Here is a 25,162-nt window from a genome sequence, read left to right on the forward strand (position 1 = left end):
GCAGGTAGAAAATGGCACATAAAACAGGTGGCGGTTCAACCCGTAACGGAAGAGACAGTAATTCCCAGCGATTGGGCGTGAAACGATACGCCGGTCAGTTCGTGCTTTCCGGTAATATCCTGGTCCGCCAGCGCGGAACACGCATCAAGCCGGGCCTGAATGTGATGATCGGCAAGGATGATACTTTGTTCGCGACCGCCGACGGCATGGTGATGTTCGATGTGTATCGCGGACGCAAGCGCGTCAATATCGTGCCGGTCGAGGCGGTGAAGTCATGAAAACCGATATCCATCCCGCAAACTTCGAAGCCAAGGTAACCTGCGCTTCGTGCGGCAATACCTGGGTGACGACATCCACAAAAAAGGAACTGCGCATCGACGTTTGCTCCAACTGCCATCCGTTCTATACGGGCGAATCGGCAAGGCTTCTCGATGTGGAAGGACAGGTGGACCGTTTCTATAAGAAGCTCACTGCCCGCCAATCCTACGTGGAAGACCAGAAGGCTCGCGAAGAATCCATGAACGTCAACAATCGTTCGGTGGATGACCTCGCCCTCACGCCCCGCGCCACGGACGGACTCAAACGCGCCGGTCTGCTCACGATCGGGCAGCTAGTCGATAAATTGGCGGAAGGCGACGCCGCGATCCTTGCGGTTAACGGCTTTGGACAATCGGCGTTGACTGCGGCAAAGAAGAAATTGCGCGCGCTGGGTCTTGAACTCCCCGAGGCGCCCAAGGCAGAGAAGGCTGAAAAAGCCGCCGAAGCGGCAGAGTAGGCGCACCGTCTTTTATCCGGTAAACTGGACAGGCAGATGCAGAAAGCGTCTGCCTGTTTTTACAAGAAATAACGGAATCAGAAGATCATTCATTAGCCGCGCAGATTTGCGGACAAATTCCCAGGAGATAATTTTCATGATGCATACCCACGGCTTGATCGAAGTAGTTTGCGGCTCGATGTTCAGCGGCAAGACGGATGAGTTGATCCGCCGGCTGGTGCGGGCGACCATTGCAAAACAGAAGGTGCAGGTCTTCAAACCCGCCATCGATGTGCGTTACGCAGTGGAAAAGGTCGCTTCGCATGCTGGCTCCACCTACGATGCAATTCCCGTTCAGAAAGCATCCGAAATTCGCGAGCGGGTGGATAGGGACACGACGGTTGTTGGTTTGGATGAAGTGCAATTTTTCGATCCTGAGATCGTGGGCGTGGCGCAGGAACTCGCTGAACGCGGAGTCCGGGTCATCGCCGCCGGACTGGATACGGATTTTCGCGGCGAGCCGTTCGGGTCCATGCCGGTGTTGATGGCGAAAGCCGAGGAAGTCTTGAAACTCCACGCCATCTGCATGGTCTGCGGCGGGGAAGCCTCGCGCACGCAAAGACTCGTCAACGGAAAACCGGCGCGTTACGATGAGCCGGTGGTGATCGTTGGCGCATCAGAATTGTATGAAGCGCGCTGCCGCTTGCACCACGAGGTCCCCCGCTAGCATCGGCTGACTGCCGTATATTCTGTAGTATTGAAATGGATTTTGATGTAAACTATTGACATGAAGTTGTCTGACCTCGATGGATATGAATCTCACCAATCCGGGAAACGCCTCCATGCAAAATTACAAGGATGTTCTTTCTGAAATCCTGATCGAAGCAGAAGCCCTGCAGAAACGGGTCGCCGAACTCGGCGAACAGATCAGCGCGGATTATAGCGGGGAGGACCTTTTGCTTATCTGCATCCTGCGTGGGGCTGTCCCATTCATGGTGGACCTCAGCCGGCACATATCCATTCCCCACATGATGGATTTCATGGCGGTATCCTCATACGGTGCGGGCAAGCGCGAATCCTCGGGATTTGCGCGCGTCACTCTCGACCTGCAAACAGACATCCGCGAACGCAACGTCCTGCTTGTGGAAGATATTGTGGATAGCGGCCACACCATTGCTGCTGTTCTGCAAATGCTCGGCACGCGCCAGCCGAGTTCGCTTAAAGTTTGCGCATTGCTCGACAAGCCCGAACGGCGCGAGGCGCATGTTCCCATTGACTACCTCGGCTTCACAATCCCGAACAAGTTTGTCTTTGGGTATGGTCTTGATCTCGATGAATATCATCGCAACCTGCCGTTTGTCGGCGTTGTGGATTTGGATAAATACAAACCTTCCGGATGAGCATTCGGATGCAGGGGATGTGAATGAATCACGATCAGAGACCGCAATCGCCTTATTCCGGCCGCTGGGTTGCACTTGTGCGGGGAAGGGTCGTTGCACAGGGCGGCACCCCCGAACAGGCATTGCGAGCCTCACAATCCAGCCGCCATAAGGAAAAACCTGAAATCCGATTCATGTCCGCCGCTTTTACCCTTCCCCCTATTTTGGAAAAAATCTTGACGATCCTCCCTTCCCAAGCGGAGGTCTATCTTGTCGGAGGCGCAGTCCGGGATTTGTTGATGAACCGCCTCTCTCCGGACTTTGACTTTGCCCTGCCTTCGAGCGGCATTTCCCTCGCCCGATCCGTTGCCAACTCCCTCAATGCAGATTTCATGGTTTTGGACGAAGATCGCGATACCGGGAGGGTTATCCTCACGAACGAAGATGGGTCATTCACATATCTCGATTTTGCCGCATTCCGCGGAACAACCCCTTCGACAGACACAAGACAGGCCCTGGAAGAAGATTTGCGAGATCGGGACTTTACCATCAACGCCCTTGCGCTCAATCCGCGCGATATGACCATCATCGATCCGCTCGACGGTGCGAATGATATCCGGGCAAAGATCATCCGCGCCTGTTCGCCCACTTCCATATCTCACGATCCCGTGCGGATATTACGCGGGGTCCGCCAGGCAGCGGCTTTCGGATTCGCCATCGAGAAAAATACCCGCACATGGATGAAAGAAGCCGCCGGGGAAATCGAGAAAGTAACCGTTGAACGCCTGCGTGATGAAGTGTTCAAGATCCTGGGCGGACCCAAAGCCAGCGCATCCCTCCGCGCATTGGAGATGCTCGGAGCGATGCAACACCTGATGCCTGAATTGTTGGAGATGAAAGGCGTCACGCAATCGCCGCCCCACATCCATGACGTCTGGACACATACCCTTTCTGTATTGGATCACCTCGATGATCTGCTCTCGTCCCTTAGCCCCGATTTCGATGCGGAGAAGACCAGTGACCTGTTCATGGGTTTGATCAGTCTCAAGATCGGGCGTTACCGAGAACAGATCGCGGCGCATATGACGAAATCCCTCAACCCAAACCGGCCGCATCGTTCCCTTCTGTTCCTTTCCGCGCTGTACCATGACGCATGCAAACCGTCGACGAAATTCGCCGATGAGAATGGAAGAATCCGTTTCTTTGACCACGACCTAAAAGGAGCGGAGGTCGTCGCTGAACGCGCACGCTCCTTCAACCTGAGCAACGATGAGATCGAACGGCTGGAGTCCATCGTCAGACATCACATGCGGTTCCATTATTTTACGGAACGACTCTTGAAGGAAGGCCAACCTCCCTCGCGAAAAGCGATCTACCGTTATTTTCGCGATAGTGGCGGGGCTGGCGTGGATTTAGTTTTGCTTGCGCTTGCCGACGTACGCGGCGTATGGGGCAACACGCTTACCCAGGAGATCTGGGCGGCGCATCTCGACATTGCGCGAATCCTGCTCGAAAATTACTGGGAGCGTCCGCAGGAGACCGTGAATCCTCCGCGCCTCCTGGATGGCAACGAGTTGATGAAAGAATTAAATCTCAGACCTGGACGCATTGTGGGACAATTACTTGAGTTCATACGTGAGAATCAGGCTGCGGGGAAGATCGATAACAGGGACGAGGCAATTGAATTTGCCCGTGAGGAATTGGCGAAGATCGAGGCTGGGTCGTAAAATGTGCGTGTTGGCCCGGCGAATTTAATCTATTGAAAATCAGGAGATGACATGGATACGGTAATTGTTAATGGTATTGAATTGGCGTATAGGCGGTTAGGCAAAGGGTCGCCGTTGATCCTAATTCACGGCTACCCCCTCGATCATTCCATTTGGGATGATGTTGCTTCCCTGCTGGAAAATGATTTCGATCTCATCCTCCCCGACCTGCGCGGATTCGGCGGATCAGGCACAGTGGATACGCCATATTCGATGGCGGAAATTGCTGGGGACCTGGCAGCCCTGCTTGATTTTCTCGGCGTAGAAAAGGCATCGTTTGCAGGTCATTCGATGGGCGGGTATGTTGCCCTTGCATTCGCCAAGGCATATCCAAACCGGGTCAATGGGCTGGCCCTCGTCTCTTCACAAGCCGCGGGCGACACCCCCGAGCGCAGGGAAGGCAGGTACAAAACAGCCGCTGATGTGGTTGAGAAGGGAGTCTCAGTCGTTGCAGAGACCATGACCGAAAAACTTACCCACGACCAGAAGGTTCGTGACCGCCTCCTTCCGCTCATCCACAAACAGAGCGTTGCCGGTGTCGCTGGTGCGCTCAAAGCAATGGCGGAGCGGGAAGATCTGACCTCATTTGTCGCATCATTCGAACGAACCCTCGTGCTCATTCACGGCGACGCCGATGAGTTGATTCCTGTGGACCGCGCGCGGGAGATCAAATTCCTGCTGCCTCCGGCTCTATTATTCGAACTATCCGGAGCGGGCCATATGCCGATGATGGAAATGCCCGAACAGACCGCATCTTTGTTGAAGCATCTCAAATAAAACCGAACCGCCCATCTCTTTTTCATGATGGGCGGCTTGTTTTCTGAATTCTTTCAATCAGGAGGAGAGCGGTTGGTTTGTCTGGGCTAACGGTTTAGTTTTTTTTAGCGGCGCGGCATCCAAGGTGCCCGTGTTGCGCCTGATCAGTTTCTTGATGTTCGCCACCAGCACACCGCTTGGAACTGGTTTGACAAGGAAGTCATCCGCCCCGGCATCCAGCACGCTGGCAACCATGCGAGGCTCATTGAGCGCCGAGAGAACGAGGATCGGCACATTGCTTGTCCTGCGGATCGTTTTGCACACCTGCCAGCCGTCCACATCCGGCATCATTAGATCGAGGAGGACGACGTTCGGCTCGAACTCACGAACGAGGCGGATCCCCTCCTCTCCATTATTCGTGGTGAGCACATCGAAACCGAAGGTTTTCAGTAACATGCTCATGAGTTCTGTGATGGCGAGATCGTCGTCGATCACGAGGATTTTGTGGCTGCTTGTCATAATCTTTAGTGTTCCCTGCGTGGTTTATCTTGATGCGCAGTGTTCTCATTATCATCCAATAGTTTATCTTTTCACTTTGCAGTATATTTACAGGTATTCGGGGGCGATAAATCCGATTCATGGACTGAAATCCTTCCCTGATGTGATTTTCGTCAGATACAATCCCCCCTCTTTTTGGTACAATATTTCACAATTACATAAAAGAAAGGAAATGCTTTACTGCATCAGGAGGCCGTCATGACGAAATGGGTTTATCTCTACAATGAGGTGAAACAGGTCGAAAAATTAGCCGGAGGATCATGGGACAGCGTGAAAGCCATCGTGGGCGGGAAGGGTGCCGGCCTGCTCGATATGGCCCGCGCCAACGTGCCTGTGCCCCCGTTTTTTACTGTCACGACAGAAGCGTGTATTGCCTATCAAAAAACCGGGAAATTTCCGAAAGGAATGTGGGAGCAGGAAATAAGAGCGCTGAAAGTGATCGAAAGGAAGACAGGCAGGAAGTTTGGCGATCCGAAGAAACCCTTGCTTGTTTCATCCCGTTCCGGTGCAAAATTCTCGATGCCGGGGATGATGAACACCATCCTCAACATTGGTTTGACAGACCAGGTTGCGGAGGGGATGATTAAAGCGACGAAAAATGAGCGTTTTGTCTGGGACTCCTACCGCCGGGTGGTCGAAATGTTTGGGACGGTGGTCATGGATATACCGGATGAGGCATTCGAACATCCCCTGGCTCAATACAAGAAGAAAAAAGGCTATAAGCTCGATATCGAAATGAGGGCGGAGGACTGGAAGGAAATTGTCGGCATCTATAAGCAGGCTTATAAAAAAGCCTGCGGCAAGGACTTCCCCCAGGATCCATACAAACAGTTATCGATGGCGACCGAGGCGGTCTTCAAGTCATGGAACGGAAAACGGGCTGTTGCATATCGCCGCAAGGAAGGCATTCCCGATACGCTGGGGACGGCCGTCAATATTTGCACGATGGTCTTCGGCAATATGGGCGACGACTCGGCGACCGGTGTGGCATTCACCCGGAATCCATCCACCGGCGAAAAGAAAATGATGGGCGAATACCTGCTCAACGCGCAGGGAGAAGATGTGGTGGCGGGAATCCGTAATGCGGACGCGGTGGAAAATCTCAAAAAGCACATGCCCGATGCGTACAAGAAATTCATGGACATCACCAACCGTCTCGAAAAACATTACACCGATATGCAGGATGTCGAATTCACCATCGAGCGCGGAAAACTATGGATGCTGCAAACCCGCGTCGGCAAACGCACCGCCAAAGCCGCCGTGAAGATCGCAGTGGATATGGCAAACGAAGGCTTGATCACGCGCGACAAGGCTGTCTTGCGCGTTACCCCTGAACAGGTGGACGCTTTGCTCCATCCCCAATTTGACGATGCGGCGATGAACGCCGCCGAGAAGGAGGGTAAATTCCTTGCCAAAGGCGTGAACGCTTCTCCCGGTGCGGCGGTCGGTCAGATCTACTTCGACGCCGATACAGCCGAATCCATTGCAAAAGAAAAGGGACAGGACACCATTATGGTTCGTCCCTTCACCAAGCCGGACGACGTCCATGGCATGATCGCAGCCAAGGGCGTGTTGACCAGTGAAGGCGGCGCAACTTCTCATGCGGCGGTGGTGGCGCGACAATTCGGCATTCCCTGTGTGGTGGGAGCTTCGACGATCAAGATCGATCTCGAAAAACGCACAATGACCGCGGGTGGAATAACCCTTAAAGAAGGCGATTGGATCTCAGTGGACGGGACGACCGGGAAGGTCTTCTCGGGAAAGATCCCGACTTCCGAACCTTCTCTCGAAGAACAAAAGGAATTGATGACCCTGCTCAAATGGGCGGATGAAGTTTGCGCCCGCAAAAATGTCCGTGAGGCAGCTGCCGCAGGTTACCCGACCCGCGGTTTGCAGGTTTGGGCGAATGCCGATTATCCAAAGGATGCGCATCGCGCCCGTTCGTATGGGGCGGTGGGTATCGGTCTTTGCCGCACAGAGCATATGTTCTTCGAACCCGAGCGCCTGCCCATTGTCCAGCGGATGATCCTCGCCGGGACGAGCGAAGCCCGCACGGAAGCGTTGAACCTGCTCCTGCCATATCAACGAAAGGATTTCGACGGACTCTTCGAGGCGATGGATGGCTATCCGGTCATCATTCGTTTGATCGATCCGCCTTTGCATGAGTTCATGCCTGACGAAGAGAAACTATTGGAAGAAGTCATCACCATGCGGGTTAAGGGCGAGACGGCTGGGTTGGCAGACAAGGAGAAACTGCTTGCTGCGATAAAGAATATGCACGAATCCAATCCGATGATGGGTTTGCGCGGTGTGCGTTTGAGCATCTCCATGCCGGAGATCGTCGAGATGCAGGTGCGCGCGATCTTCGAAGCCGCTGCTGATTGTACGTTGCGCGGTATCAAGGTAAAACCGGAGATCATGATCCCGCTCACGGGAACGGTCAAGGAGCTCGAGTGGATCCAGCCGCGCCTCGAACGCATCGGCAGGGAAGTGATGAAGGAAAAGAGTGTCAAGTTCGCCTACAAGTTCGGAACGATGATCGAGATCCCGCGCGCGGCGGTCACGGCGGCAGACGTCGCTTCGCAGGCGCAGTTCTTTTCCTTCGGCACCAACGACCTGACACAAATGACCTTCGGGTATTCGCGCGACGATGCTGAACGCAATTTCCTCATTACATACCAGGAACAAAAAATCCTCGAAACGAATCCCTTCCAAACCCTCGACCGCGACGGTGTGGGTAAATTGATGCAGAGCGCCATCCGCGAAGGGCGCATGACCCGCCCCGAACTTGAAGTGGGCATCTGCGGCGAACACGGGGGCGACCCTGAATCGATCGAGTGGTGTCATCTGATCGGTAATAACTACGTCTCGTGTTCCCCATTCCGCGTGCCGATCGCTCGTCTCGCTGCGGCACATGCCGCGTTGAAGCACCTGCCCAAAAAGGCAGCAAAGAAAGTTGTGAAAAAAGCGTCAAGAAAAACGAAGAAGTAAAGCTATTCGACGAACCGCAGGAAGACTTGATTTCCCAATAATCTTCCGCGGCGTGTAAGTCTGTAAATCTCCGAGGTCTCGAAGACCTCGGAGGTTTTGACTCTTTCAAGCAGACCTGCGCTGGTGAGTTCTTCGATCTCCCTGGGATAAACATCCAATAGCCCGGCTCCAAAACGGGACCGAAAGTCTGAGTCAGCGACACCGGCTTTTACCAGCCGCAGGTTGTTGATCATGTACTCGGAAATATCGTCTTCGCGAGTCTGTTTATGGTGATTGACGGTGGCGGGGGAAAGTGGAAATTCGTAATCCGTAAGTCGCGAGTCGTATTTGGCGAGGCGGTCAATATAAGTCTTGATACGCAACACATTCGAATATCGATAGCCCCCCGCGTATCCGTGTGCGCCTGCGCCGAGACCGAGATACGGGAGCGAACGCCAATATTGGAGATTGTGTTTGCACATCAATCCTGAATCGGATCTTGCCCAATTTGATATTTCATATTGTTCATACCCATTTTCCTCGAGGTAATCCATTGTCCATTCGTACATATCGGCGGCGAGGTCGGGATCAGGAAGTTGGAGAAGTCCGCGGTCTGCCCATTTTCCGAAAGGAGTGCCGTGTTCGAAGGTGAGCGCATAAGCGGAAATATGCTCGGGCTGCAGATCCAAAACGCGTTTTACTGTGGTCTGCCAGGATTGTAGCGTTTGTCCGGGGAGGGCGTAGATCAGATCAAGGTTGAGGTTATTAAATCCGGCTTTTCTTGCTGATGAGACGGCATCGATTACGGTGAAGAAATCGTGCGAACGTTCGAGCATGCGCAGTTCTTCGGTGATCGATGATTGCACTCCAAAACTGATTCGGTTGATACCTGCATTGCGGATTGCTTCGAGTTTGTCGGGCGAGATCGTGCCGGGGTTGGCTTCGATGGTCACTTCCGCGTTGGGAGATAAACCAAAGGCAGAGGATAAGGCGGACATAATGGATTCAATTTGAGGTCCCGAAAGAAGCGAGGGTGTTCCTCCGCCGAAGAAAATGGTGTTGGTCTCGATACGCGGCTCAGCCGCTACTCGACCAACGTAATCTATTTCTTTGATAAGGGCTTCAACGTAGGCCGGAATCACCGCCTCCTGCCCGGCGTAGGTGTTGAAGTCGCAATAGGCGCAGCGATGGGTGCAAAAGGGGATGTGGAGGTAAATGGAGGTATCAGGCGTCAAGTGTCATGTTCCAGAGGTTGAGGTGTTTCTTGGTAATCCGATGAGAAGGGCGGCGGGTCCTAGAATGAGAAGCCACATGGCGATGTGAAGACCGAACTGGTCGGCGAGGATGCCGATGAGGATGGGGAACATTTTTGCAAGCGGTGAGGTGACGGCGCCGATTGCCATGACGCTCGCGCTCTGCCCGGGCAGGCTGGAGTATAACCTTCCCTGCAGGATGGGATACCAACCCGTATTGAACAGGTTGACGAATATAACAAGGATGAGTTTGGGGATGAATCCGGGAGCAAGCAAAAATGCGGCGAATGCAAGGAATTCAATGATTGCGGTCCGGCGCAGGTATTTGAGCGTGTCTTGCTGGCGGTCAACATAAGGGATGAATAAAAAATCTGTGATCAATCCCATCGCCAGCCAGGCTGTGACGGCGATGCCTGCGCCGGCTTCACTTACGCGGACAACATCCACAAAATAAAGCGCAAGGAAACTAAACAACACGTCGAGCATCAGGTCGGCGAATTCGAGCAGGAGCAGCCAGCGCCAGACTTCCTTGCGTTTGAGCGCGTAAAATGCGGCTTTGAATCCGTCGAAGACCTCGCGAAGGGAGGGAAAGGGAGCGGACTTTTTGTCGGGAGGTAAATGACGGATGGCGATGACCAGGCCCAAGGTCGAGATCGATGCGAGAAAGGCGTATGTCCCGCGCCAGCCCAAACCGAGATAGACGAAAAGTCCGAGCAGCATGGGTCCCATCAGGACTCCAAGCGAACCGGCGAAAGTCCAGCGTGCCATGTTCTGTTCGTGGCGGGTCTGGTCCGAGTCCATGAGATTGGCTTGGGAGAGGTTAACGTACGCACCCGATGATGGATTGAAAAGAGAGAACGAGAATAGAAGCAAAAGGAAAGAATAACTGATACTCGTTATGAATAGCGATGCGGTGAAGAGAAGCCCCCCGATGATAATGAGAAGCCGCCTGCGCCAGACATCGCCGAGGATGCCGATGAACGGTTCGATGAAAGCCGCAAATATCCCCGGCAGGCTGAGAAGCAAACCTATTTCGGTGTAAGTTAAATTGAGGTCATCCCGGATGAGGGGCCAGGCGGTTTCGCCGACACCGAAGACAAGTTCATCGATGAATTCGATCAGAAGATAGACATAGCTCATGAACGCAGTCTCAGCCTTGCTGCGATGACGGCAGGTATCTCACTTAATTTTCCTCCCCAGCCGAGGGGGGTGGCTTGGGGGGTCTCGGGCGGAAAGGCACGCTCCTCAAAGCCGTCGAGGACAAATCCATTTTCAAAACCGAGGTTGAGGTAATACTGAAGCGGGCGTTCAAAATAGATCTGCGGCTTGGGCTGGTTTCGGAGACCGAGTCCGCGCATGGAGTAAGGAGTCATATAGCGGGAGATTTTGACCGAATAGACTGTCTTAATCTCGCCGTCATCCATTTCTTCGACGACGTGCATGGAGGAGGCATTGTTGAAACATGGATGTGTGATGGAGAAGACGAAACAGCCGCCGGGTTTGAGCAATTTCGGCAGGGCGCGGAAGAGCGGCTCGATGTCGGCCATGTCGAAAAGAGCCATATTGGAAAGAGCGGAATCGTATTTGCCTTTGCCGAGGGAGAGGAGTTGTTCTTCATTCGTCGCGTCGATGACCTGCAGGGATATTTTCGATTTGTATTTGTCGAGCCGTCTGCGGGCATATTCAATGAGATTGGCGGAGAAGTCGAAGGCGGTAACCTGAGCCCCCAATTCCGCGAGGCGGCGCGTGGTGAGTCCGTTCCCGCAGGCGATGTCCAGGATTTTGTCGCCCGGTTTCGGGTCGAGAAATGAAAGGAGGGGAGACCAGCAGAGGAGGTTGAAGAAATCGTTGCCTTCATCGCCCATGCGTTGATCCCAAATTTCGGCGTTTGCGTTCCATGCCTCGAGAGTTTCCATGTTCAATGGGTTATTGCTTTTGCTCATTTCATCTCCCAAATATCGTGATCTTCGAAAAATTTTCGGTACATATGACTTGCCGTCAGCGTTACTTCGGGGTGAGACTTGGCAAAGGTTCGCAGGCGGGACCAGTGCGGTCCAAGAAAGAGGCGGATCACCCAATCGGGAGCGATGTTATTTTCGATATCCACACCTGCATCCGCAACGTGAAAGTGCCAGCCTATTTCTGTCTCGATCGCCAGTCCGCAATGACCGTAGGAATGACCATAAAGCGGGATCAAGTACATCTCCGGCGTGAACGGCAGGCGAATGGAGTCGAAGTCATACCATTTCGAGTTGACTTCGTGGAGTAAGATTTCGGGTTTGTGGGCGAGGTTGCGCGAGATGTAGGCGGCCTTGCTCCAGTGACGGATCTGTTTGTTCGTAAAAGCGTCATACTCGCGTTTGTGAATGTGAACCCTGGCATGAGGGAAGTCGGGCAGTCCGCCACAGTGGTCGAAATGCATGTGGGTCAGGACGATGTCGCGAATATCTTCAGGTTTGCAGCCAAGTCGTTGTATTTGATGAAATGCCGCCTCGCGATTGACGAAGGGCATCATGGTGATGACGCGGAAGAAATTTGTGAACCAGGTTGGATTCGAGTAATCCTGCAATCCCGGTCCAGTATCGGTAAGCACGAGACCTTGATCCGATTCGATGAGCAGGCAGAGGGTGCCGGTTTCCATTTTGGGTGGAAAGCGCGAGTTGCAGGTGAAGCAGTTGAGGAGGTGGATGGTCATGGGAAAACGCAAGGCTAAAGGTAATTGGTCATGCGTACGAAGCAGGCATGCAATACGCAAAACTGGGGACTCGAAGCGCAGAATCGTGACTTGACGGCGATTATCCATGATGATTTTGATTTGGACAAGGGAGCGGAGTAAAAAATATTCATCGCCCCAAAAGATTGACACACAGCGGGACCATAGTATAAATGCAGGAACAGAGTCTGCTCGAAGACGGTTCCATTTGTTACTCAGGGATACATCCTGCGGATCAATGGGAAGGGTTTCCGGGCGGGTTCTTTACTTTTTAACACCCGGAGGTGTGAATGAACGCTAGTTTGAAATTGGGAGAGCATTACATTTTCGACCTCTCCGACTGCAACCGCGAAATCCTCATGGACGGCGAGCGCTCCTACGCGTTGTTTGCCCAGGCTGTTCGTGAAAGCGGATTGACAGTCGTGGATGAAGGATTTTATAAATTCAGCCCGCACGGATTTACCTGTTTCCTGCTCCTGGCGGAATCGCATGCGAGCCTGCACGCCTGGCCCGAACACAATTACTGCGCCATCGACCTGTTCACCTGCGCGCTCGGGCAGGACTTCATGCCCCTGCTCATGCGTCTAAAGCAAGCTTTCGGCGCGGATGATTTTTCCGTGCGAAAACTCGACCGCGAAGCGTCTGTAGAAACGAAAATGCCGGTTGCGGTATAAAGGATAAGACCTGACCGGTTTTCGAAAACCTGTCAGATCTTAAAATAAGGAGTATATGAGCATCTGGTTTACGGAAGAATTACATCCATATTACCGCAAGGGCATCCGGGTCAAACGGGTTCTTGCCGATGAGCAGACGAAATACCAACATTTGCAAATCGTGGAGACCGAGTTCTTCGGCAACGCCATGATCCTCGACGGAATCATCCAACTCACCGAACGCGACAATATGGGTTATCACGAAATGATCGTCCATGTGCCGATGCTGGCTGTAGGGAAACCGAAACGAGTGCTCATCGTCGGCGGCGGAGATGGCGGCTCGTTGAAGCAAGTATTACGATACCCCTCGGTGGAGGAAGCCGTCGTCTGCGAATTGGATCAGCGTGTGGTGGACCTTTCCCGCGAATTTTTCTCCGCCTCGTTCGGGGACCCGTGGTCTGATTCCCGAGCCAGGCTGCTCGTCCGGGACGCTTTTGGCTACCTTGAGGAAAACCCCGGTCAATTCGATGTCATCATCTCGGACACGACCGATCCCATCGGCATGGCGGAACGATTGTTTTCGGACGAATTCCAAAAATTAATGGTGCGGGCGTTGATTTCCGGCGGCGCGGCGGCGACCCAATGCGAACAGCCGTTTTTCGATACCGAACTGATAAAGACCATTTATCGATCCGCTAAAAATCTTGTCAAGAATCCCGCTTATTTCTACGCCAATATTCCCACCTACCCCGGCGGCGGGATCGGCTTCATGTACGTCTCGGATACGCCCTGGGAGAACGGCTTGAAAACGTCGTATCCGCCTGGTGATAATCAATATCTCAACCCTGAAATCCACAAGGCGGCGTTCGCCCTGCCCGAATTTTTCAGGAAAGAACTGTATGGTTGATGAAAATCTCCGGAAAGCCGGAGATTTTTCTTTTAATGATGTTTCCTTTTGTCATGATATTCAAATTGAATCCAGTTCCCGCCGTGCTATAGTAATAGCAGACGGGCGCGCAAGCCTGCCATGTTGAGTTTCCATGAAGAGCCTAGTCCATTCCAATTTTTTTCATCGCCCGGCTTTCATCATTCTGGTCGGATGTATCATCTCTTCATTGCTGACACCTATCAATGATGCGAGCGCCAGCCCTGTAATTGCGTTCAGCGAGATCTCTTTCATCCCGAATATCGAGACTGCGGGAATCGTCGTCAACGGCGCGGGGCTTCCCTCGACAGCCCAGTTGCAATACCGCGGCATCGGCGAAGCAAACTGGCGGACGGGGCACAACCTGCTGCGAATCAAAGATGGACGGTTGGTTGGAAGTCTTTTCAACCTTTCCCCATCGACCGTTTATGAAGTCCGGGTTTCGGATGCGACGGGCGCAATCGGAGGGACGTTCACCACCCAGGCGGATGAACTGATATTCACGCCAACGAACATCGTTTACGTCAACGATGACGCGCCCGCAGGCGGAGATGGTTCGTTCGCCGCGCCGTTCAAAACGATTCAAGAGGGAGTCAATCGCGCCACGCCTGGGACTCAGGTATTGGTTGCAGATGGTTTGTATAAAGAGTCAGTTACCTTTCCGGCTTCGGGGATGCCGGGGAATTGGATTCAAATCAAAGCGGAGGGCGGAGGCGCGGTCCTCGATGGGTCGGATGTCATGAACCCCGATGCATGGACAGCGTACGAGGCGAAATCCTTTGTCTATTTTACGAAGATCGGGTATTGGATCAAATATCTCGCTCGTGACGGCAAGCGTATGTATCAATACGACGATCTGCAGGGCTTGTTCGAAGCGCGGGGGCATAACAACATTTCGATCAGCGAAGGGTGGTATTACGACCCGACCATCGGGCGGCTGTATGTGCGCAGTCAGCGCGAACCGAATAAATACACTTGGAACCTGCCCATCTTCAACCGTGCATTTTATGTGGACGGGCGCGATTGGATCTGGATCGAGGGCTTCGAGATGCGCTATTACGGCACGGGGTATGGATGCGGCGCCTGTTTGAAGGACGCTTCGCATATCGTTGTCCGCAGGAACAGAATCCATAACATGCAAAACCCGGTGTTCCTGGAATGGTCGGGCGCGGAAGGACGGGGGGACGATACACGGATCGAGTTCAACGAAATGTACGATGCACCGAATGGCGATTGGGCATGGAACGCCGTCAAGGGAACTTCGATGGAATCGATCGCGGTCGTGTTGCGGGGTCATAACGGCGCGATCGTGCGCGGGAATACCATCCATCATTATTTCAACGGCATCTATACCAGTTCGTCCGCCGCGCTGGATAACCCCGGCGTGATGTTCGACGCGGACATCTATAACAACCGCATCTACGCCATCGGCGATGACGCCTTCGAGCCCGAAGGGACCTGCGTCAACCACCGCTTCCGGAACAACACGATCGATTCGATGCTCGTGGGAATTTCCCTTGCGCCCATCACCATGGGACCGGTCTGGGTTCTGCGGAATACATTCACGAATTACACAGGCAGGAGCGTCAAATGGGATCGCGGATCGGACGGCTGGGTTCTGATGTATCACAACACAAGCTGGACGAACTACGCCGCGCCGAATTCATTGGAATTCATCCGCACTGTAAGCAATTCGATCATGCGCAACAATATCTTTCAAGGCGGCATCTATTCCGTCGAAGCGCGCAATCCCGGTTCAATCGGGCACGATTGGAATTACGATAACTGGCACACGACCAGCGGCGGCCATCATTTCAAATGGGAGGGGTTGGATTACGCCCGCATCGATCAGTTCTGCCGCGCTTCAGGTCTGGAATGCAACGGGCACGAAGGCGCGCCGGGTTTGGCGAATCCTCCGAGCGATCTCTCGTTATTGCAGAATAGCCCGAACATCGACCGCGGCATTCTTGTTCCCGGCATCAATGATGCGTTCTTTGGGTCCGCGCCGGACCTGGGTGCAATCGAATCATATTTCAACACAACGCCTGTCGTTTCTTCGGTCGCGCGCGTGGATGGAAATCCCAACGGTTCAGCGGCTGTCAATTTCAAAGTAACATTCTCGAAGCCGGTCACAGGTGTGGATGCGGCGGATTTCAGTTTGTCGGCTGATACAACCATCACAGGCGCATCCATTGTCAATGTTTCGGCGGTTTCCGATTCTGTTTTCATTGTGACGGCCAATACGGGCTCCGGCAGTGGAAACCTGCGGCTGGATGTGCTGGACGACGATTCGATTCGCGACTCGGCGGGGATTCCATTGGGAGGCGTTGGCGTGGGAAATGGAAATTTCAACGCAGGTGAATCGTATTCCATGGATAAATCCCTGCCTGCGGTCAGCGGAATATTCCGGGTTGACCCAACACCCAACAACATGGATTTGATCCACTTCACTGTTAATTTTACCGAGGCGGTCACTGGCGTGGATACGGGCGATTTCGTTTTAACTGCCACCGGTTCGATTACCAATTACTCGATCACAGAAGTTCTCGGCTCGGGCAATCAATACTCGATCACAGCAATCACGGGGACCGGCGATGGAGCGCTGCGCCTTGATTTCCTGGATAACGACAGCGTCCTCGATGGGACATCCCTGCCGCTGGGCGGAATCGGTTTTGGGAACGGGAATTTCACCGCTGGCGAAACGTATGTGATTAACAAAAACGCCCCCGGCGTGACCTCGATCCTGCGCGCCGACCCAAGTCCCACCGCCGCTGCAAGTGTGCGATTCACCGTCAAATTCACCGAGCCCGTCACCGGTGTGAATGCGGCTGATTTTGCACTGACGGTCAACGGCTTGAGCGAGGCGGTGGTAGCCTCTGTAACCGGTTTTGATTCGGATTATACGGTCACGGTCAATACGGGAAATGGGAACGGTTCGATCCGCCTCGACCTTTTGGATGACGATAGTATTCTCGACGCCGCCTCGACGCCGTTGGGCGGCGCGGGCTTGGGCAATGCGAATTTTTACAACGGCGAGACTTATGTTATCGACCGGGCTACTCCCGTGATCCAGACAGTAATATTTTCTTCGGATGGAGATAACGACGGCTGGGTGATGGAATCGAAAGAAACCAGCAATAAGGGCGGGACGTACAACGCGAAGGCTGCGACGCTTCGAATCGGCGATAACGCGCAGGATAATCAATACCGCGTGATATTGCATTTTCCCACCGCCACCCTGCCGGATAATGCCGTTATTACGCAGGCGATCCTGACATTGCAGTTGGAAACCATCGTTGGGACGAATCCCTTCTCGACGCATCGAAATATGTGGATCGACATACGCCAGGGCGCATTCGGCAGTTTCGGTCCGTTTCAGGTCGGCGCATTACAAGCCGCGGATTTTCAAGCACCGGCATCGCTCTACAATGCTGGAACGATTCTGGATAATGCGATCGACGGCTGGTACTGGTCTAATTTGGATGCGAAGTCCTTCCCCTTCATCAACCTGAAAGGTGTGACTCAGTTCCGGCTCGGATTCTTAATGGACGATGACGACGACCGCAAGGATGATTATCTGTCCTTCTTCAGCGGGAATTACGGAATCGCATCCGCCCGCCCGCGATTGACGATCAAATATTACACACCCTGAGCGGGCGCATAAGATCGTTTCAGTAATTTAAAAAGGGGATTCCGGTAATCTTCCACCCATATTAATAATGAATCAATACCGCCCCGCCATTGCCTGCACCATCTGAAAACTTTGGAAGGCCAGCAGACCGAACAGGAATGCCATATAAATACTGCCCAGAAAGATAAAACCGAAAACAGCCAGCGTGCCGCCTGCTATGACGGAAATCCATAACGAGGTGCGCAAGCCGTTCCACGGATCGCGCTGGATCAGAAAGTAGCGGGTGACATGCCCGCCGTCAAGCGGATAGACGGGCAGGAGGTTGATGATTCCCCAAAAGATATTGACCCATAAAAACGTGACGAAGATATCGTTGAATATGCCAAACCCCTGGGGCATGATCACAAGCGGGAAGGGGATGAGTCCGAGCAGGGTGGTGAAAATGATCGTCCCCCCCAAAGATGCGCCAACGGCAAGGACAAGCCCGGCGAGGGCGAATCCGGCAAACGGTCCGGCAAGTGAGACGAAGATGTGCTGGTTCGGGGTCAGCCCAACGCTGGTGTATCCGCCCGCCCACGGCACGGATTCGGGGACGGTCAATCCGCCGGTCATGTGCAGGAGAATGTGGGACGGCTGTCCGTATCTGCGAAAGGCAAAAGCATGTCCCAATTCGTGGATGAGAATGGAAATGAACACAACCGCCACCCAGACCAAAATCATGAGCGGATGACCCGAGTTGGCGCCAAGCAGAAGAGCGATCAGCCAGAACAACGGATGAACGCGCACGGGGATCCCGGCGATGGAGAAACGCAGGTCGAAGCGGGTGGGGGTTACGGATTGAAGCATAATACGCGAGTATAACATGTGAAAAAGGAGCGATGGTAGAATACCGCCATCCCTATGAAATCTTTTCTCAGCGATAAGTTATGGATCATTCTGCTTGCCGTCGGGGCGTTTATCGCATTGGTGATCCTCGCTTCAGGCTTGGGGAACATGGAATTTGCTCAACCATTTTCGGTCAGGTTGGACAGAAGCACCGCTCCACTCGATTTTTCAGATATCAAGCCGGGAAAAGGAACCCTATGGTTTCGTTATCTGGTTCCGGGTTTGTTCCTTTTGATTTTCCTCCTGATGCTCGGACCCGTCCGCCCGCAACGGGGAAATAGCGTGATGAATGCGCTCATGCGCGCGATCGCTTTTATCCTTTTCTTTACATTGGTCCTTGGTCCTCTTGCGCGACAGGGCGGATTTTTATCCGCAGAGGCATTGGAAGGGATGCCCGCCCCAGGCGCCGGTGAGCTGGGACCAGGCGAATTTTCGCCTCCATCCCTGACCTCAGGCTGGGCGTTTTGGATCTCGAGCCTATTGGCCATCGCTTTTGGCTTCGTCCTTCTTTTCGTCCTCAACCGCGCGTTCGACCGTTGGTTCAAACCCACTTTGGAGATGAACGAGATCGCGGAGATCGCGCGAACGACACTGGACGATATTTCTGGCATGAATCCATCCAAAAACGCGATCATCCGCTGTTATCTCGAAATGAACAAGGTTGTGGGTGAAAAACGCGGGGTGGTGCGCGAGGCGGCAACGACACCCGCTGAGTTTGCCGCGCGGCTCGAAGGGATGGGTCTTCCGCGCAGCGCAGTGCAAGGATTGACCGATGTGTTCGAGCGCGTACGGTATGGAGGACAGGAAGTCAGCGCGGAGGAGATCAAGGAGGCGAGGCGATGCCTGACGGGTATTCTCAAGGCGTGCGGGACGAAAAATCGATAAAAAACTTCAAGCGATGGTCATCCATCGCTTTGATGCTCCTGCTCGCGGCAGTTTTCCTGATCTATCGAAACCAGATCGCCGGGTGGCTGATCTATGCCTTCTCCTATCTGGTCTGGTCGTTGAACTTATTCGGGCGGATCATTCCTCCGCAGGGTATATGGATCGCGCTATTGATTTTGATCGTCTACGTGGCAGTGGGCAGTTTTTACGGGAAAGGCTCCAGGGATGAAACAAGCCGAATGGACACGCCCGCAAAAGCGGGTCCGGTCGAGGCGATGGCGGAATGGATCGAGGAACGGGGACGCGGCGTCTATTTCAAATGGCGGATTGCCCACCTACTTGGGCGGGTGCATGCGGCGCATAATCGAAATACATCCGGGCGGGTTCAACCTCCCTCAAAGGAGATCGAAGCATATCTCGATGCAGGGCTGAACGGTTCGTATGTGGATTTCCCGACACCGGGACTTTTCAAAAAGAAGGAACCCACCGCGCTGGATATCGGTCTTGAATCTGTGTTGGATTATCTCGAAGAGCAAATGGAGATTCCCCATGAGCGATAAATTCACAGATGTTGCGACGGCAGTGCGTGATGTATTGGAGGAGGTGGAACGCGCCGTTGTCGGTAAACGAAATTTGCTCGAAATGATCATGGCAACCACGCTGGCCGGCGGGCATGTTTTACTGGAGGATTTTCCCGGTCTGGGCAAGACCCTGATCGCCCGATCTTTTGCCACCGTGCTGGGACTCGGTTTCAAACGCATTCAGTTCACGCCCGATCTTTTGCCCGGCGATATCACGGGCGGATATATCCTTGATCGAAAGGAAAATAAATTCCAACTGCGGCAGGGACCGATCTTCACCAACATCGTGCTTGCCGATGAGATCAACCGCGCTTCGCCAAAGACCCAATCTGCATTGCTCGAAGCGATGCAGGAGGGACAGGTGACTCTTGAAGGCAAATCCATGCCCCTGCCCGATCCGTTCTTGGTGATGGCGACGCAGAACCCAATCGAATACGAAGGCACTTTTCCATTGCCCGAGGCGCAGTTGGACCGCTTTATGTTGAAACTTTCCATTGGGTACCCCGGCATCGCGGATGAGCGCGAGATTCTCAATCGCCGCCGCATCCGCAGGCGGGAGGATGTTGATTTGAAGGCGGTCATGTCGGCTTCAAAGATACTTAAGCTCGGCAACGCGATCGAAACCATTCATGTAGACGCAGATCTCGAAGAGTATATTGTGCGGATCGTCCATGAAACACGCAACGACCGCCGGGTGGCGGTAGGCGCAAGTCCGCGGGCATCACTGGCGTTCCTTAAACTGGCGCGCGCCCACGCCGCCTTGAGCGGGCGTAACTTTGTCCTGCCGGACGATATCAAACGATACGCCGCACCCGTGTTGACGCATCGCATCATCCTGTTGCCCGAGTATTGGGTGGCGCGCGATATTGTGGGCGAGGTCATCAATGATGTGCTGCGTAAAGTCCCTGTGCCGGTGACGGGGTGATTTATCCGCAAATAGATATAGGATGGCGGAAGATATATTTATGAGTCGCATCGCCCTGCTTGCCACGCTGACTTATTTTGTCTTTCTCATCGGGGTCGCTTCCTTGAACGGGGGCATCGTGTCGCTGACATTGCCTTTGGTTCTGTACTTGCTTGCAGGCTTATGGCGCGCACCGGACGATATCGACCTCTCAGCGGAACGAACCTTGAGCGAGGAACGTATTTCCCCTGGCGGCATGATCACGGTTCGAATCACGGTAGTGAATCATGGCAAACATTTGGAGCAGGTCCATCTGAGTGATCCGCTTCCGAAATTTCTCGAAGTCATCGAGGGGTCGCCGAACCGTCTGGTTTCGATACCTGCAGCCGGACGGGTTGACTGGTCGTATACCGTGCTGGGAAAACGCGGAAGCCATTCCTTTGATGGGATTCACGCAACGACCGAAGATCAATTGGGATTGGTGAGTAAACGCGCGCTTCTTCCAGCGCCTGGGCAGGTGCTCGTCCTTCCGGGTCTGATTCGCGTCCGCCGCATTTCGATCCTCCCAAGGCAAACCCGCGTATACTCCGGCGTAATCCCCGCCAATCAGGGCGGGACCGGAATCGAATTCTTTGGCGTGCGCGAATATCAGGCGGGGGACTCGCCGCGTCGTATCAATTGGCGAATTTCCGCCAGACAGCCGAATGCACTTTATTCGAACGAATACCAGCAGGAGCGGGTCGCCGATGTGGGCATCGTTCTGGATGGAAGAAAAAGCGTGAACGAGTTTGGAGGCGGGCGCACCATCTTCGAAGAATCGGTCCGCGCGGCTGTGGCGGTTTCCTCGTCCCTCCTTTCAGAAGGAAACCGGGTGGGTTTGTTTGTACACGGCAGGCATAGCAAATGGACATCGCCCGGTTATGGCAAGTATCAACGCGAGCGCATATTGCAGGATCTTGCCTTCGCCGGGATGGGCGGGGATGAAAGTTTTAATTCCCTTGCCGTTCCCCGGCGTCTCTTTCCTCCAAATTCATTGATCGTGCTCATCAGTCCTCTTATGGCTGAGGATGTGTTGCTTTTGGGAAAATTGCGCGCCAGTGGTTTTCAACTTTTGGTCATCAGCCCGGACCCGGTCACTTTCGAAGCGCAGGGGCTTGACCGCCGTCCATCCGTCGAGCTTGCCAAGCGTATCCTGCGGTTGCAGCGCGAAAGCACGTTGCGAGAGCTGCGTCATTTGGGCATACAGGTTGTCAATTGGGATGTCACCAGGCCATTCGAGCAAGTCGCTTTTGCGACGTTGAGCAAGCCAGCCGCATGGGTTCATGCCATCCATCGCGGTATGGGGGCGCGCAGGTGACAAGATATACCGTTCTCCTGTCCATTGCGGGTTGTGCATCCGTTATGACATATGCCTTCGTTTCTCACGGATTAGCGATTCAGGGAATCACAACTGCTTTGCTCGGCATGGCTTGGCTGGTCTTTCACCTGCGCGGTCTGACCCGCTTTACAGGATTCGCATTCTTTTTGTTTGGAATGCTTTCAGTTATTGCCCTGTGGGTGTGTGCTTCCATTTGGATATCGCTGGCAGGCATGGTCCTTGCCCTCCTCGCATGGGATTTGACCGCTTTTGAAGAAAGACTGAAACAAATAACGGATCGCGATGATATTCACCGGATGGAACTCGCACATTTCACGCGCCTCGCCATCGTGATCGGACTTGGTGCGGCGGGTGTTGCATTTTCCACTCTGATTCAGATCGACCTCACACTTGGATCGGCCTTGGTCTTCGCCTTATTGGGTATTTGGGGTATCAGCTCGCTGGTGTACCGTTTGCGAAGCAGGGAATGAGATTTATGCCATTCTGAGCGGATCAATTAAGTCCCCCGCCAGTTCAGTGTCCCCGCCCTTTTTAGCGGATCGAGAAGCCGTTCAATCGAAATACAGATTCAAATCCGAACAGTCGAAGCGGTTGCCGCAGTTCGGACAGGTAACTTTGCAATTCGACTCTTGCATCTCGCCCCCGCAGCGATCGCATACCCATCGTCTCTTTTCATTCCACAGGATCGGCTTGAATAGAAACCGATCGATATCTCCAATCCTGTCCCTTCCGAGCCGTCCCACTTCGCTCATCACAATAGCCAAATCACTGCGTAATTTCCCCACGTTGATTCCCCGGCAAACGTCGCTCCAGCCTTGTATCCATTTCAAGCTCCTCGCATGGACTTTGACTGCGCCGTCGTAATTTCCGCGTGTGATATGGAGGTACGTCACTGCCACTTGCAGGATTCCCCGATATAGGTCCCGGATCGGACCCGGTTCTTCATTCCATGCAATTTCCAGTTCCTCGTGCGCTTCAAAGTATTTTCCCTCATTGAATAGCTGTATTCCCTCTCCAGCATTCGGATGGAGCTTCCCGCTGCAATCGCCTGGGTATCTTCCCTGCGTCATTGCGCGAGTATAACATGCGGGTTTAAACCGGATGGTAAAATCCAATTCGGAGGACAATTGATTTCGATCGCGTTGTTCGTTTGCATTGCCATCTCGGCCGGTTCCTTTGCATGGGGTTATTGGCAGGCCGGTTATGGTGGCGTTTCGCGATGGATCGCAGCATTTGGCATTGTCTGGCTGGCATCTTACTGGCGTAAATGGAAATGGTTTCCGACATTTGCCTTGGGATTATCCCTGTTGCTTGCCGCGATCGGTGTCTGGTTCGAATTCCATCCCGGATGGATTTTCAGCGGCGCGGCATTTGCCCTGATCGCCTGGGACCTTTCGGAATACCGGGAAAAACTCAAATTCATGCCCAGACGGGAGGATATTCAAGGCAGAATTCGCCGCCGCATATTGCGAATCAGTATCCTGCTGGTCATGGGATTAACCTTTGTTTCCCTGATCATTTTTTTGGCGGGCCGATTTACAAACGATTGGGGATTATTTCTCTTGATTATCATCCTGATCGGTTGTTTGCAGGCAATTTCCTGGGTAAATGGGTAGTCTCCCGCTTTAAAAGCGTTAGATTCCTTAAGCCACTCCTCTGACGTGGATTTTCCCGAACCCGTTGTGCCGATCACAGCGATGCGATTTCAGGAAAATGGCTTCATGGGGTAGGATTATAATTCGTGATACGTGATGCGTAATTCGTATTTGCGCATTACGAATTATGCAACCCAAGGAATTCCCATGTTCGACCTTCCTGATAATGAAATTCTCTCCCTCTCAAAAGAACACGTCTTTTGGACGTGGTCTGCGCAAGCCAGGATTAATCCCATTGCCGTCAAACGCGCGAAAGGCGTCTACTTTTGGGATGTGGACGACAAGCGCTATCTTGATTTCAACTCGATGACGATGTGCGTCAACATCGGGCACGGCGACGAGCGCATCATCAAAGCCATGCAGGTGCAGGCAGCCGAACTTCCTTACGCCGCTCCCGGCATGACGACGAAGATCCGCGCATTGGCGAGTAAAGCGGTTGCAGATGTCACGCCGAATAAAGCCTTGAGCAAAGTCTTGTTCACACTCGGCGGCGCGGACGCGAACGAGAACGCCATCAAACTCGCACGCGGATACACCGGTCGCCACAAAATCCTTACACGATATCGTTCGTATCACGGCGCGACAGCGGGGGCGATGGCGGCGACGGGTGATCCGCGCCGGGTGGCATGGGAGCCGAACCTGATGACGGGCGTGGTGCATTTCCTCGACCCGTATCGTTATCGCTCGACTTTCCACCGCACGAACCCGGACATCTCTGAAGAGGAATTCGCTCGGGATTACGTCGATCATTTGGAGGAGATCATCCTTTATGAAGGACCAGATTCCATTGCGGCGATTTTGATCGAATCTGTCACTGGTACAAACGGAATCATCGTCCCGCCGGATGGATATATGCAGGGCGTGAGAAAGCTCTGCGACAAATACGGCATCGTCATGATCTGCGATGAGGTGATGAGCGGCTTCGGGCGGACGGGGAAGTGGTTTGCCGTCGAACACTGGAATGTGATACCGGACATCATCACCATGGCGAAGGGACTCACGTCCGCGTATGCGCCGTTGGGCGCGGTGGCGATGAAGCCCGAGATCGCTGCGGCTTTTGACGAGCACGCCTTCGAAAGCGGTTTGACGTACACATCGCATCCCATTTCGCTGGCGGCGGCGGTGGCGAACATCCAAGCCATGAGGGAGGATAAGCTTGTCGAGCATGCGGCAGGCTTGGGCGGAGTCTTGAGGCGCATGTTATCCGATCTGGGAGAGGCGCACCCTTCGGTGGGTGAAGTCCGGAGCATCGGTTTATTCGGCATCCTCGAGCTGGTCAAGGATCGAAAAACGAAGGAACCGATGGCGCCGTGGAACGGCTCGTCGCCGGAAATGACAGCGTTGAGGAAATATTGTCTTGACCACGGTTTGTTTCTGTACACACACTGGCATACTGTATTGATCATTCCGCCGTTGATCATCAATGAAAGGGAGTTGATAGAGGGAATGACCGTGCTGGATGAAGCGTTGAAGATTACCGATAAAAGTGCGGTCAGGCAACAGGACGTATAGGAAA

At 53.6% G+C, this 25,162-nt stretch carries 24 protein-coding genes; 17 read left to right on the forward strand and 7 right to left on the reverse strand.

The annotated features are described in order from the left end of the window. Nucleotides 1-11 precede the first annotated feature (11 nt). From rpmA to HS100_13155, 6 genes are all read left to right on the forward strand, one after another. Nucleotides 12-278, forward strand: coding sequence for a 50S ribosomal protein L27 (rpmA, locus tag HS100_13130; protein ID MBE7434853.1), 267 nt, complete (start codon nucleotides 12-14; stop codon nucleotides 276-278). Beyond that, a complete protein-coding gene (gene rpmE / locus HS100_13135; protein ID MBE7434854.1) occupies nucleotides 275-775 on the forward strand; it encodes a 50S ribosomal protein L31 in 501 nt (166 codons plus the stop codon). The genes rpmA and rpmE overlap by 4 nt, the downstream gene beginning before the upstream one ends. Nucleotides 776-911: 136 nt before the next feature. Further along, nucleotides 912-1,481 (forward strand): thymidine kinase, encoded by a 570-nt coding sequence (locus HS100_13140; protein ID MBE7434855.1) that lies wholly within the window; start codon nucleotides 912-914, stop codon nucleotides 1,479-1,481. A 115-nt stretch (nucleotides 1,482-1,596) separates the two neighbouring features. Beyond that, nucleotides 1,597-2,154 carry a hypoxanthine phosphoribosyltransferase gene (hpt, locus tag HS100_13145; GenBank protein MBE7434856.1) on the forward strand — a complete coding sequence of 186 codons (558 nt, stop codon included), beginning with the start codon at nucleotides 1,597-1,599 and terminating at the stop codon, nucleotides 2,152-2,154. Between the two features lie 23 nt (nucleotides 2,155-2,177). Further along, entirely contained in the window at nucleotides 2,178-3,860 is a 1,683-nt protein-coding gene (locus tag HS100_13150; GenBank protein MBE7434857.1) for an HD domain-containing protein, read from the forward strand. 51 nt (nucleotides 3,861-3,911) lie between these two features. After that, nucleotides 3,912-4,676: an alpha/beta fold hydrolase gene (locus HS100_13155; protein ID MBE7434858.1), complete on the forward strand. Its 765-nt coding sequence runs from the start codon at nucleotides 3,912-3,914 to the stop codon at nucleotides 4,674-4,676. A 57-nt stretch (nucleotides 4,677-4,733) separates the two neighbouring features. On the opposite strand, the gene HS100_13160 is transcribed toward HS100_13155, so the two are convergent. Next, nucleotides 4,734-5,174, reverse strand: a complete 441-nt coding sequence (locus tag HS100_13160; GenBank protein MBE7434859.1) for a response regulator transcription factor — start codon at nucleotides 5,172-5,174, stop codon at nucleotides 4,734-4,736. A gap of 237 nt (nucleotides 5,175-5,411) precedes the next feature. Here HS100_13160 and HS100_13165 point away from each other — a divergent pair, with 237 nt between their 5' ends. Then, nucleotides 5,412-8,204 carry a pyruvate, phosphate dikinase gene (locus tag HS100_13165; protein ID MBE7434860.1) on the forward strand — a complete coding sequence of 931 codons (2,793 nt, stop codon included), beginning with the start codon at nucleotides 5,412-5,414 and terminating at the stop codon, nucleotides 8,202-8,204. A gap of 2 nt (nucleotides 8,205-8,206) precedes the next feature. On the opposite strand, the gene hemW is transcribed toward HS100_13165, so the two are convergent. Genes hemW through HS100_13185 form a run of 4 tightly spaced genes read right to left on the reverse strand, consistent with a single transcriptional unit; the run spans nucleotide 8,207 to nucleotide 12,239 of the window. Continuing rightward, nucleotides 8,207-9,418 carry a radical SAM family heme chaperone HemW gene (hemW, locus tag HS100_13170; GenBank protein ID MBE7434861.1) on the reverse strand — a complete coding sequence of 404 codons (1,212 nt, stop codon included), beginning with the start codon at nucleotides 9,416-9,418 and terminating at the stop codon, nucleotides 8,207-8,209. A gap of 3 nt (nucleotides 9,419-9,421) precedes the next feature. Next, nucleotides 9,422-10,576: an MFS transporter gene (locus HS100_13175; protein ID MBE7434862.1), complete on the reverse strand. Its 1,155-nt coding sequence runs from the start codon at nucleotides 10,574-10,576 to the stop codon at nucleotides 9,422-9,424. Beyond that, nucleotides 10,573-11,379, reverse strand: coding sequence for a class I SAM-dependent methyltransferase (locus HS100_13180; protein MBE7434863.1), 807 nt, complete (start codon nucleotides 11,377-11,379; stop codon nucleotides 10,573-10,575). The genes HS100_13175 and HS100_13180 overlap by 4 nt, the downstream gene beginning before the upstream one ends. After that, the gene (locus HS100_13185; protein MBE7434864.1) at nucleotides 11,376-12,239 is read right to left on the reverse strand and encodes an MBL fold metallo-hydrolase; all 864 of its coding nucleotides are present in this window, start codon (nucleotides 12,237-12,239) and stop codon (nucleotides 11,376-11,378) included. The genes HS100_13180 and HS100_13185 overlap by 4 nt, the downstream gene beginning before the upstream one ends. A gap of 200 nt (nucleotides 12,240-12,439) precedes the next feature. Here HS100_13185 and speD point away from each other — a divergent pair, with 200 nt between their 5' ends. The 3 genes from speD to HS100_13200 all read left to right on the forward strand — a co-directional run bounded on the left by speD (nucleotide 12,440) and on the right by HS100_13200 (nucleotide 17,379). Then, nucleotides 12,440-12,823 (forward strand): adenosylmethionine decarboxylase, encoded by a 384-nt coding sequence (speD, locus tag HS100_13190; protein ID MBE7434865.1) that lies wholly within the window; start codon nucleotides 12,440-12,442, stop codon nucleotides 12,821-12,823. A 55-nt stretch (nucleotides 12,824-12,878) separates the two neighbouring features. Next, complete coding sequence (gene speE, locus HS100_13195) at nucleotides 12,879-13,709, forward strand: polyamine aminopropyltransferase (GenBank protein MBE7434866.1); 831 nt, start codon at nucleotides 12,879-12,881, stop codon at nucleotides 13,707-13,709. Between the two features lie 133 nt (nucleotides 13,710-13,842). Further along, a complete protein-coding gene (locus HS100_13200; GenBank protein MBE7434867.1) occupies nucleotides 13,843-17,379 on the forward strand; it encodes a right-handed parallel beta-helix repeat-containing protein in 3,537 nt (1,178 codons plus the stop codon). Between the two features lie 72 nt (nucleotides 17,380-17,451). Here HS100_13200 and HS100_13205 read toward each other — a convergent pair whose 3' ends face one another. Beyond that, nucleotides 17,452-18,204 carry a site-2 protease family protein gene (locus HS100_13205; GenBank protein ID MBE7434868.1) on the reverse strand — a complete coding sequence of 251 codons (753 nt, stop codon included), beginning with the start codon at nucleotides 18,202-18,204 and terminating at the stop codon, nucleotides 17,452-17,454. Nucleotides 18,205-18,258: 54 nt separating this feature from the next. On the opposite strand from HS100_13205, the gene HS100_13210 reads away from it, so the two are divergent. Genes HS100_13210 through HS100_13230 form a run of 5 tightly spaced genes read left to right on the forward strand, consistent with a single transcriptional unit; the run spans nucleotide 18,259 to nucleotide 22,461 of the window. Next, nucleotides 18,259-19,128, forward strand: coding sequence for a DUF4129 domain-containing protein (locus HS100_13210; protein ID MBE7434869.1), 870 nt, complete (start codon nucleotides 18,259-18,261; stop codon nucleotides 19,126-19,128). Continuing rightward, on the forward strand, nucleotides 19,083-19,688 hold the full coding sequence (locus HS100_13215; GenBank protein ID MBE7434870.1) for a hypothetical protein: 606 nt from the start codon (nucleotides 19,083-19,085) through the stop codon (nucleotides 19,686-19,688). Before HS100_13210 ends, HS100_13215 begins: the two co-directional genes overlap by 46 nt. After that, nucleotides 19,678-20,634 carry a MoxR family ATPase gene (locus tag HS100_13220; protein MBE7434871.1) on the forward strand — a complete coding sequence of 319 codons (957 nt, stop codon included), beginning with the start codon at nucleotides 19,678-19,680 and terminating at the stop codon, nucleotides 20,632-20,634. The genes HS100_13215 and HS100_13220 overlap by 11 nt, the downstream gene beginning before the upstream one ends. Nucleotides 20,635-20,674: 40 nt before the next feature. After that, a complete protein-coding gene (locus HS100_13225) occupies nucleotides 20,675-21,970 on the forward strand; it encodes a DUF58 domain-containing protein (protein MBE7434872.1) in 1,296 nt (431 codons plus the stop codon). A 44-nt stretch (nucleotides 21,971-22,014) separates the two neighbouring features. Continuing rightward, a complete protein-coding gene (locus HS100_13230) occupies nucleotides 22,015-22,461 on the forward strand; it encodes a hypothetical protein (GenBank protein ID MBE7434873.1) in 447 nt (148 codons plus the stop codon). Nucleotides 22,462-22,542: 81 nt separating this feature from the next. Here HS100_13230 and HS100_13235 read toward each other — a convergent pair whose 3' ends face one another. Further along, nucleotides 22,543-23,061 (reverse strand): DUF309 domain-containing protein, encoded by a 519-nt coding sequence (locus HS100_13235; GenBank protein MBE7434874.1) that lies wholly within the window; start codon nucleotides 23,059-23,061, stop codon nucleotides 22,543-22,545. 57 nt (nucleotides 23,062-23,118) lie between these two features. Between HS100_13235 and HS100_13240 the strand changes: the two genes are divergently transcribed. Further along, nucleotides 23,119-23,607 (forward strand): hypothetical protein, encoded by a 489-nt coding sequence (locus HS100_13240; protein MBE7434875.1) that lies wholly within the window; start codon nucleotides 23,119-23,121, stop codon nucleotides 23,605-23,607. 186 nt (nucleotides 23,608-23,793) lie between these two features. Then, entirely contained in the window at nucleotides 23,794-25,158 is a 1,365-nt protein-coding gene (locus tag HS100_13245; protein MBE7434876.1) for an aminotransferase class III-fold pyridoxal phosphate-dependent enzyme, read from the forward strand. Nucleotides 25,159-25,162: the final 4 nt, after the last annotated feature.

Source organism: Anaerolineales bacterium (assembly GCA_015075725.1).
Classification (GTDB): domain Bacteria; phylum Chloroflexota; class Anaerolineae; order Anaerolineales; family Villigracilaceae; genus Villigracilis.

What these genes read in the sequence shown, in the direction of transcription:
- rpmA (MBE7434853.1), top strand. Translation starts at nt 12, where the DNA reads ATGGCACATAAAACAGGTGGCGGTTCAACCCGTAACGGAAGAGACAGT.
- rpmE (MBE7434854.1), top strand. Translation starts at nt 275, where the DNA reads ATGAAAACCGATATCCATCCCGCAAACTTCGAAGCCAAGGTAACCTGC.
- HS100_13140 (MBE7434855.1), top strand. Translation starts at nt 912, where the DNA reads ATGATGCATACCCACGGCTTGATCGAAGTAGTTTGCGGCTCGATGTTC.
- hpt (MBE7434856.1), top strand. Translation starts at nt 1,597, where the DNA reads ATGCAAAATTACAAGGATGTTCTTTCTGAAATCCTGATCGAAGCAGAA.
- HS100_13150 (MBE7434857.1), top strand. Translation starts at nt 2,178, where the DNA reads ATGAATCACGATCAGAGACCGCAATCGCCTTATTCCGGCCGCTGGGTT.
- HS100_13155 (MBE7434858.1), top strand. Translation starts at nt 3,912, where the DNA reads ATGGATACGGTAATTGTTAATGGTATTGAATTGGCGTATAGGCGGTTA.
- HS100_13160 (MBE7434859.1), bottom strand. Translation starts at nt 5,174, where the DNA reads ATGACAAGCAGCCACAAAATCCTCGTGATCGACGACGATCTCGCCATC.
- HS100_13165 (MBE7434860.1), top strand. Translation starts at nt 5,412, where the DNA reads ATGACGAAATGGGTTTATCTCTACAATGAGGTGAAACAGGTCGAAAAA.
- HS100_13175 (MBE7434862.1), bottom strand. Translation starts at nt 10,576, where the DNA reads ATGAGCTATGTCTATCTTCTGATCGAATTCATCGATGAACTTGTCTTC.
- HS100_13180 (MBE7434863.1), bottom strand. Translation starts at nt 11,379, where the DNA reads ATGAGCAAAAGCAATAACCCATTGAACATGGAAACTCTCGAGGCATGG.
- HS100_13185 (MBE7434864.1), bottom strand. Translation starts at nt 12,239, where the DNA reads ATGGATAATCGCCGTCAAGTCACGATTCTGCGCTTCGAGTCCCCAGTT.
- speD (MBE7434865.1), top strand. Translation starts at nt 12,440, where the DNA reads ATGAACGCTAGTTTGAAATTGGGAGAGCATTACATTTTCGACCTCTCC.
- speE (MBE7434866.1), top strand. Translation starts at nt 12,879, where the DNA reads ATGAGCATCTGGTTTACGGAAGAATTACATCCATATTACCGCAAGGGC.
- HS100_13200 (MBE7434867.1), top strand. Translation starts at nt 13,843, where the DNA reads ATGAAGAGCCTAGTCCATTCCAATTTTTTTCATCGCCCGGCTTTCATC.
- HS100_13205 (MBE7434868.1), bottom strand. Translation starts at nt 18,204, where the DNA reads ATGCTTCAATCCGTAACCCCCACCCGCTTCGACCTGCGTTTCTCCATC.
- HS100_13210 (MBE7434869.1), top strand. Translation starts at nt 18,259, where the DNA reads ATGAAATCTTTTCTCAGCGATAAGTTATGGATCATTCTGCTTGCCGTC.
- HS100_13215 (MBE7434870.1), top strand. Translation starts at nt 19,083, where the DNA reads ATGCCTGACGGGTATTCTCAAGGCGTGCGGGACGAAAAATCGATAAAA.
- HS100_13220 (MBE7434871.1), top strand. Translation starts at nt 19,678, where the DNA reads ATGAGCGATAAATTCACAGATGTTGCGACGGCAGTGCGTGATGTATTG.
- HS100_13225 (MBE7434872.1), top strand. Translation starts at nt 20,675, where the DNA reads ATGAGTCGCATCGCCCTGCTTGCCACGCTGACTTATTTTGTCTTTCTC.
- HS100_13230 (MBE7434873.1), top strand. Translation starts at nt 22,015, where the DNA reads ATGACATATGCCTTCGTTTCTCACGGATTAGCGATTCAGGGAATCACA.
- HS100_13235 (MBE7434874.1), bottom strand. Translation starts at nt 23,061, where the DNA reads ATGACGCAGGGAAGATACCCAGGCGATTGCAGCGGGAAGCTCCATCCG.
- HS100_13245 (MBE7434876.1), top strand. Translation starts at nt 23,794, where the DNA reads ATGTTCGACCTTCCTGATAATGAAATTCTCTCCCTCTCAAAAGAACAC.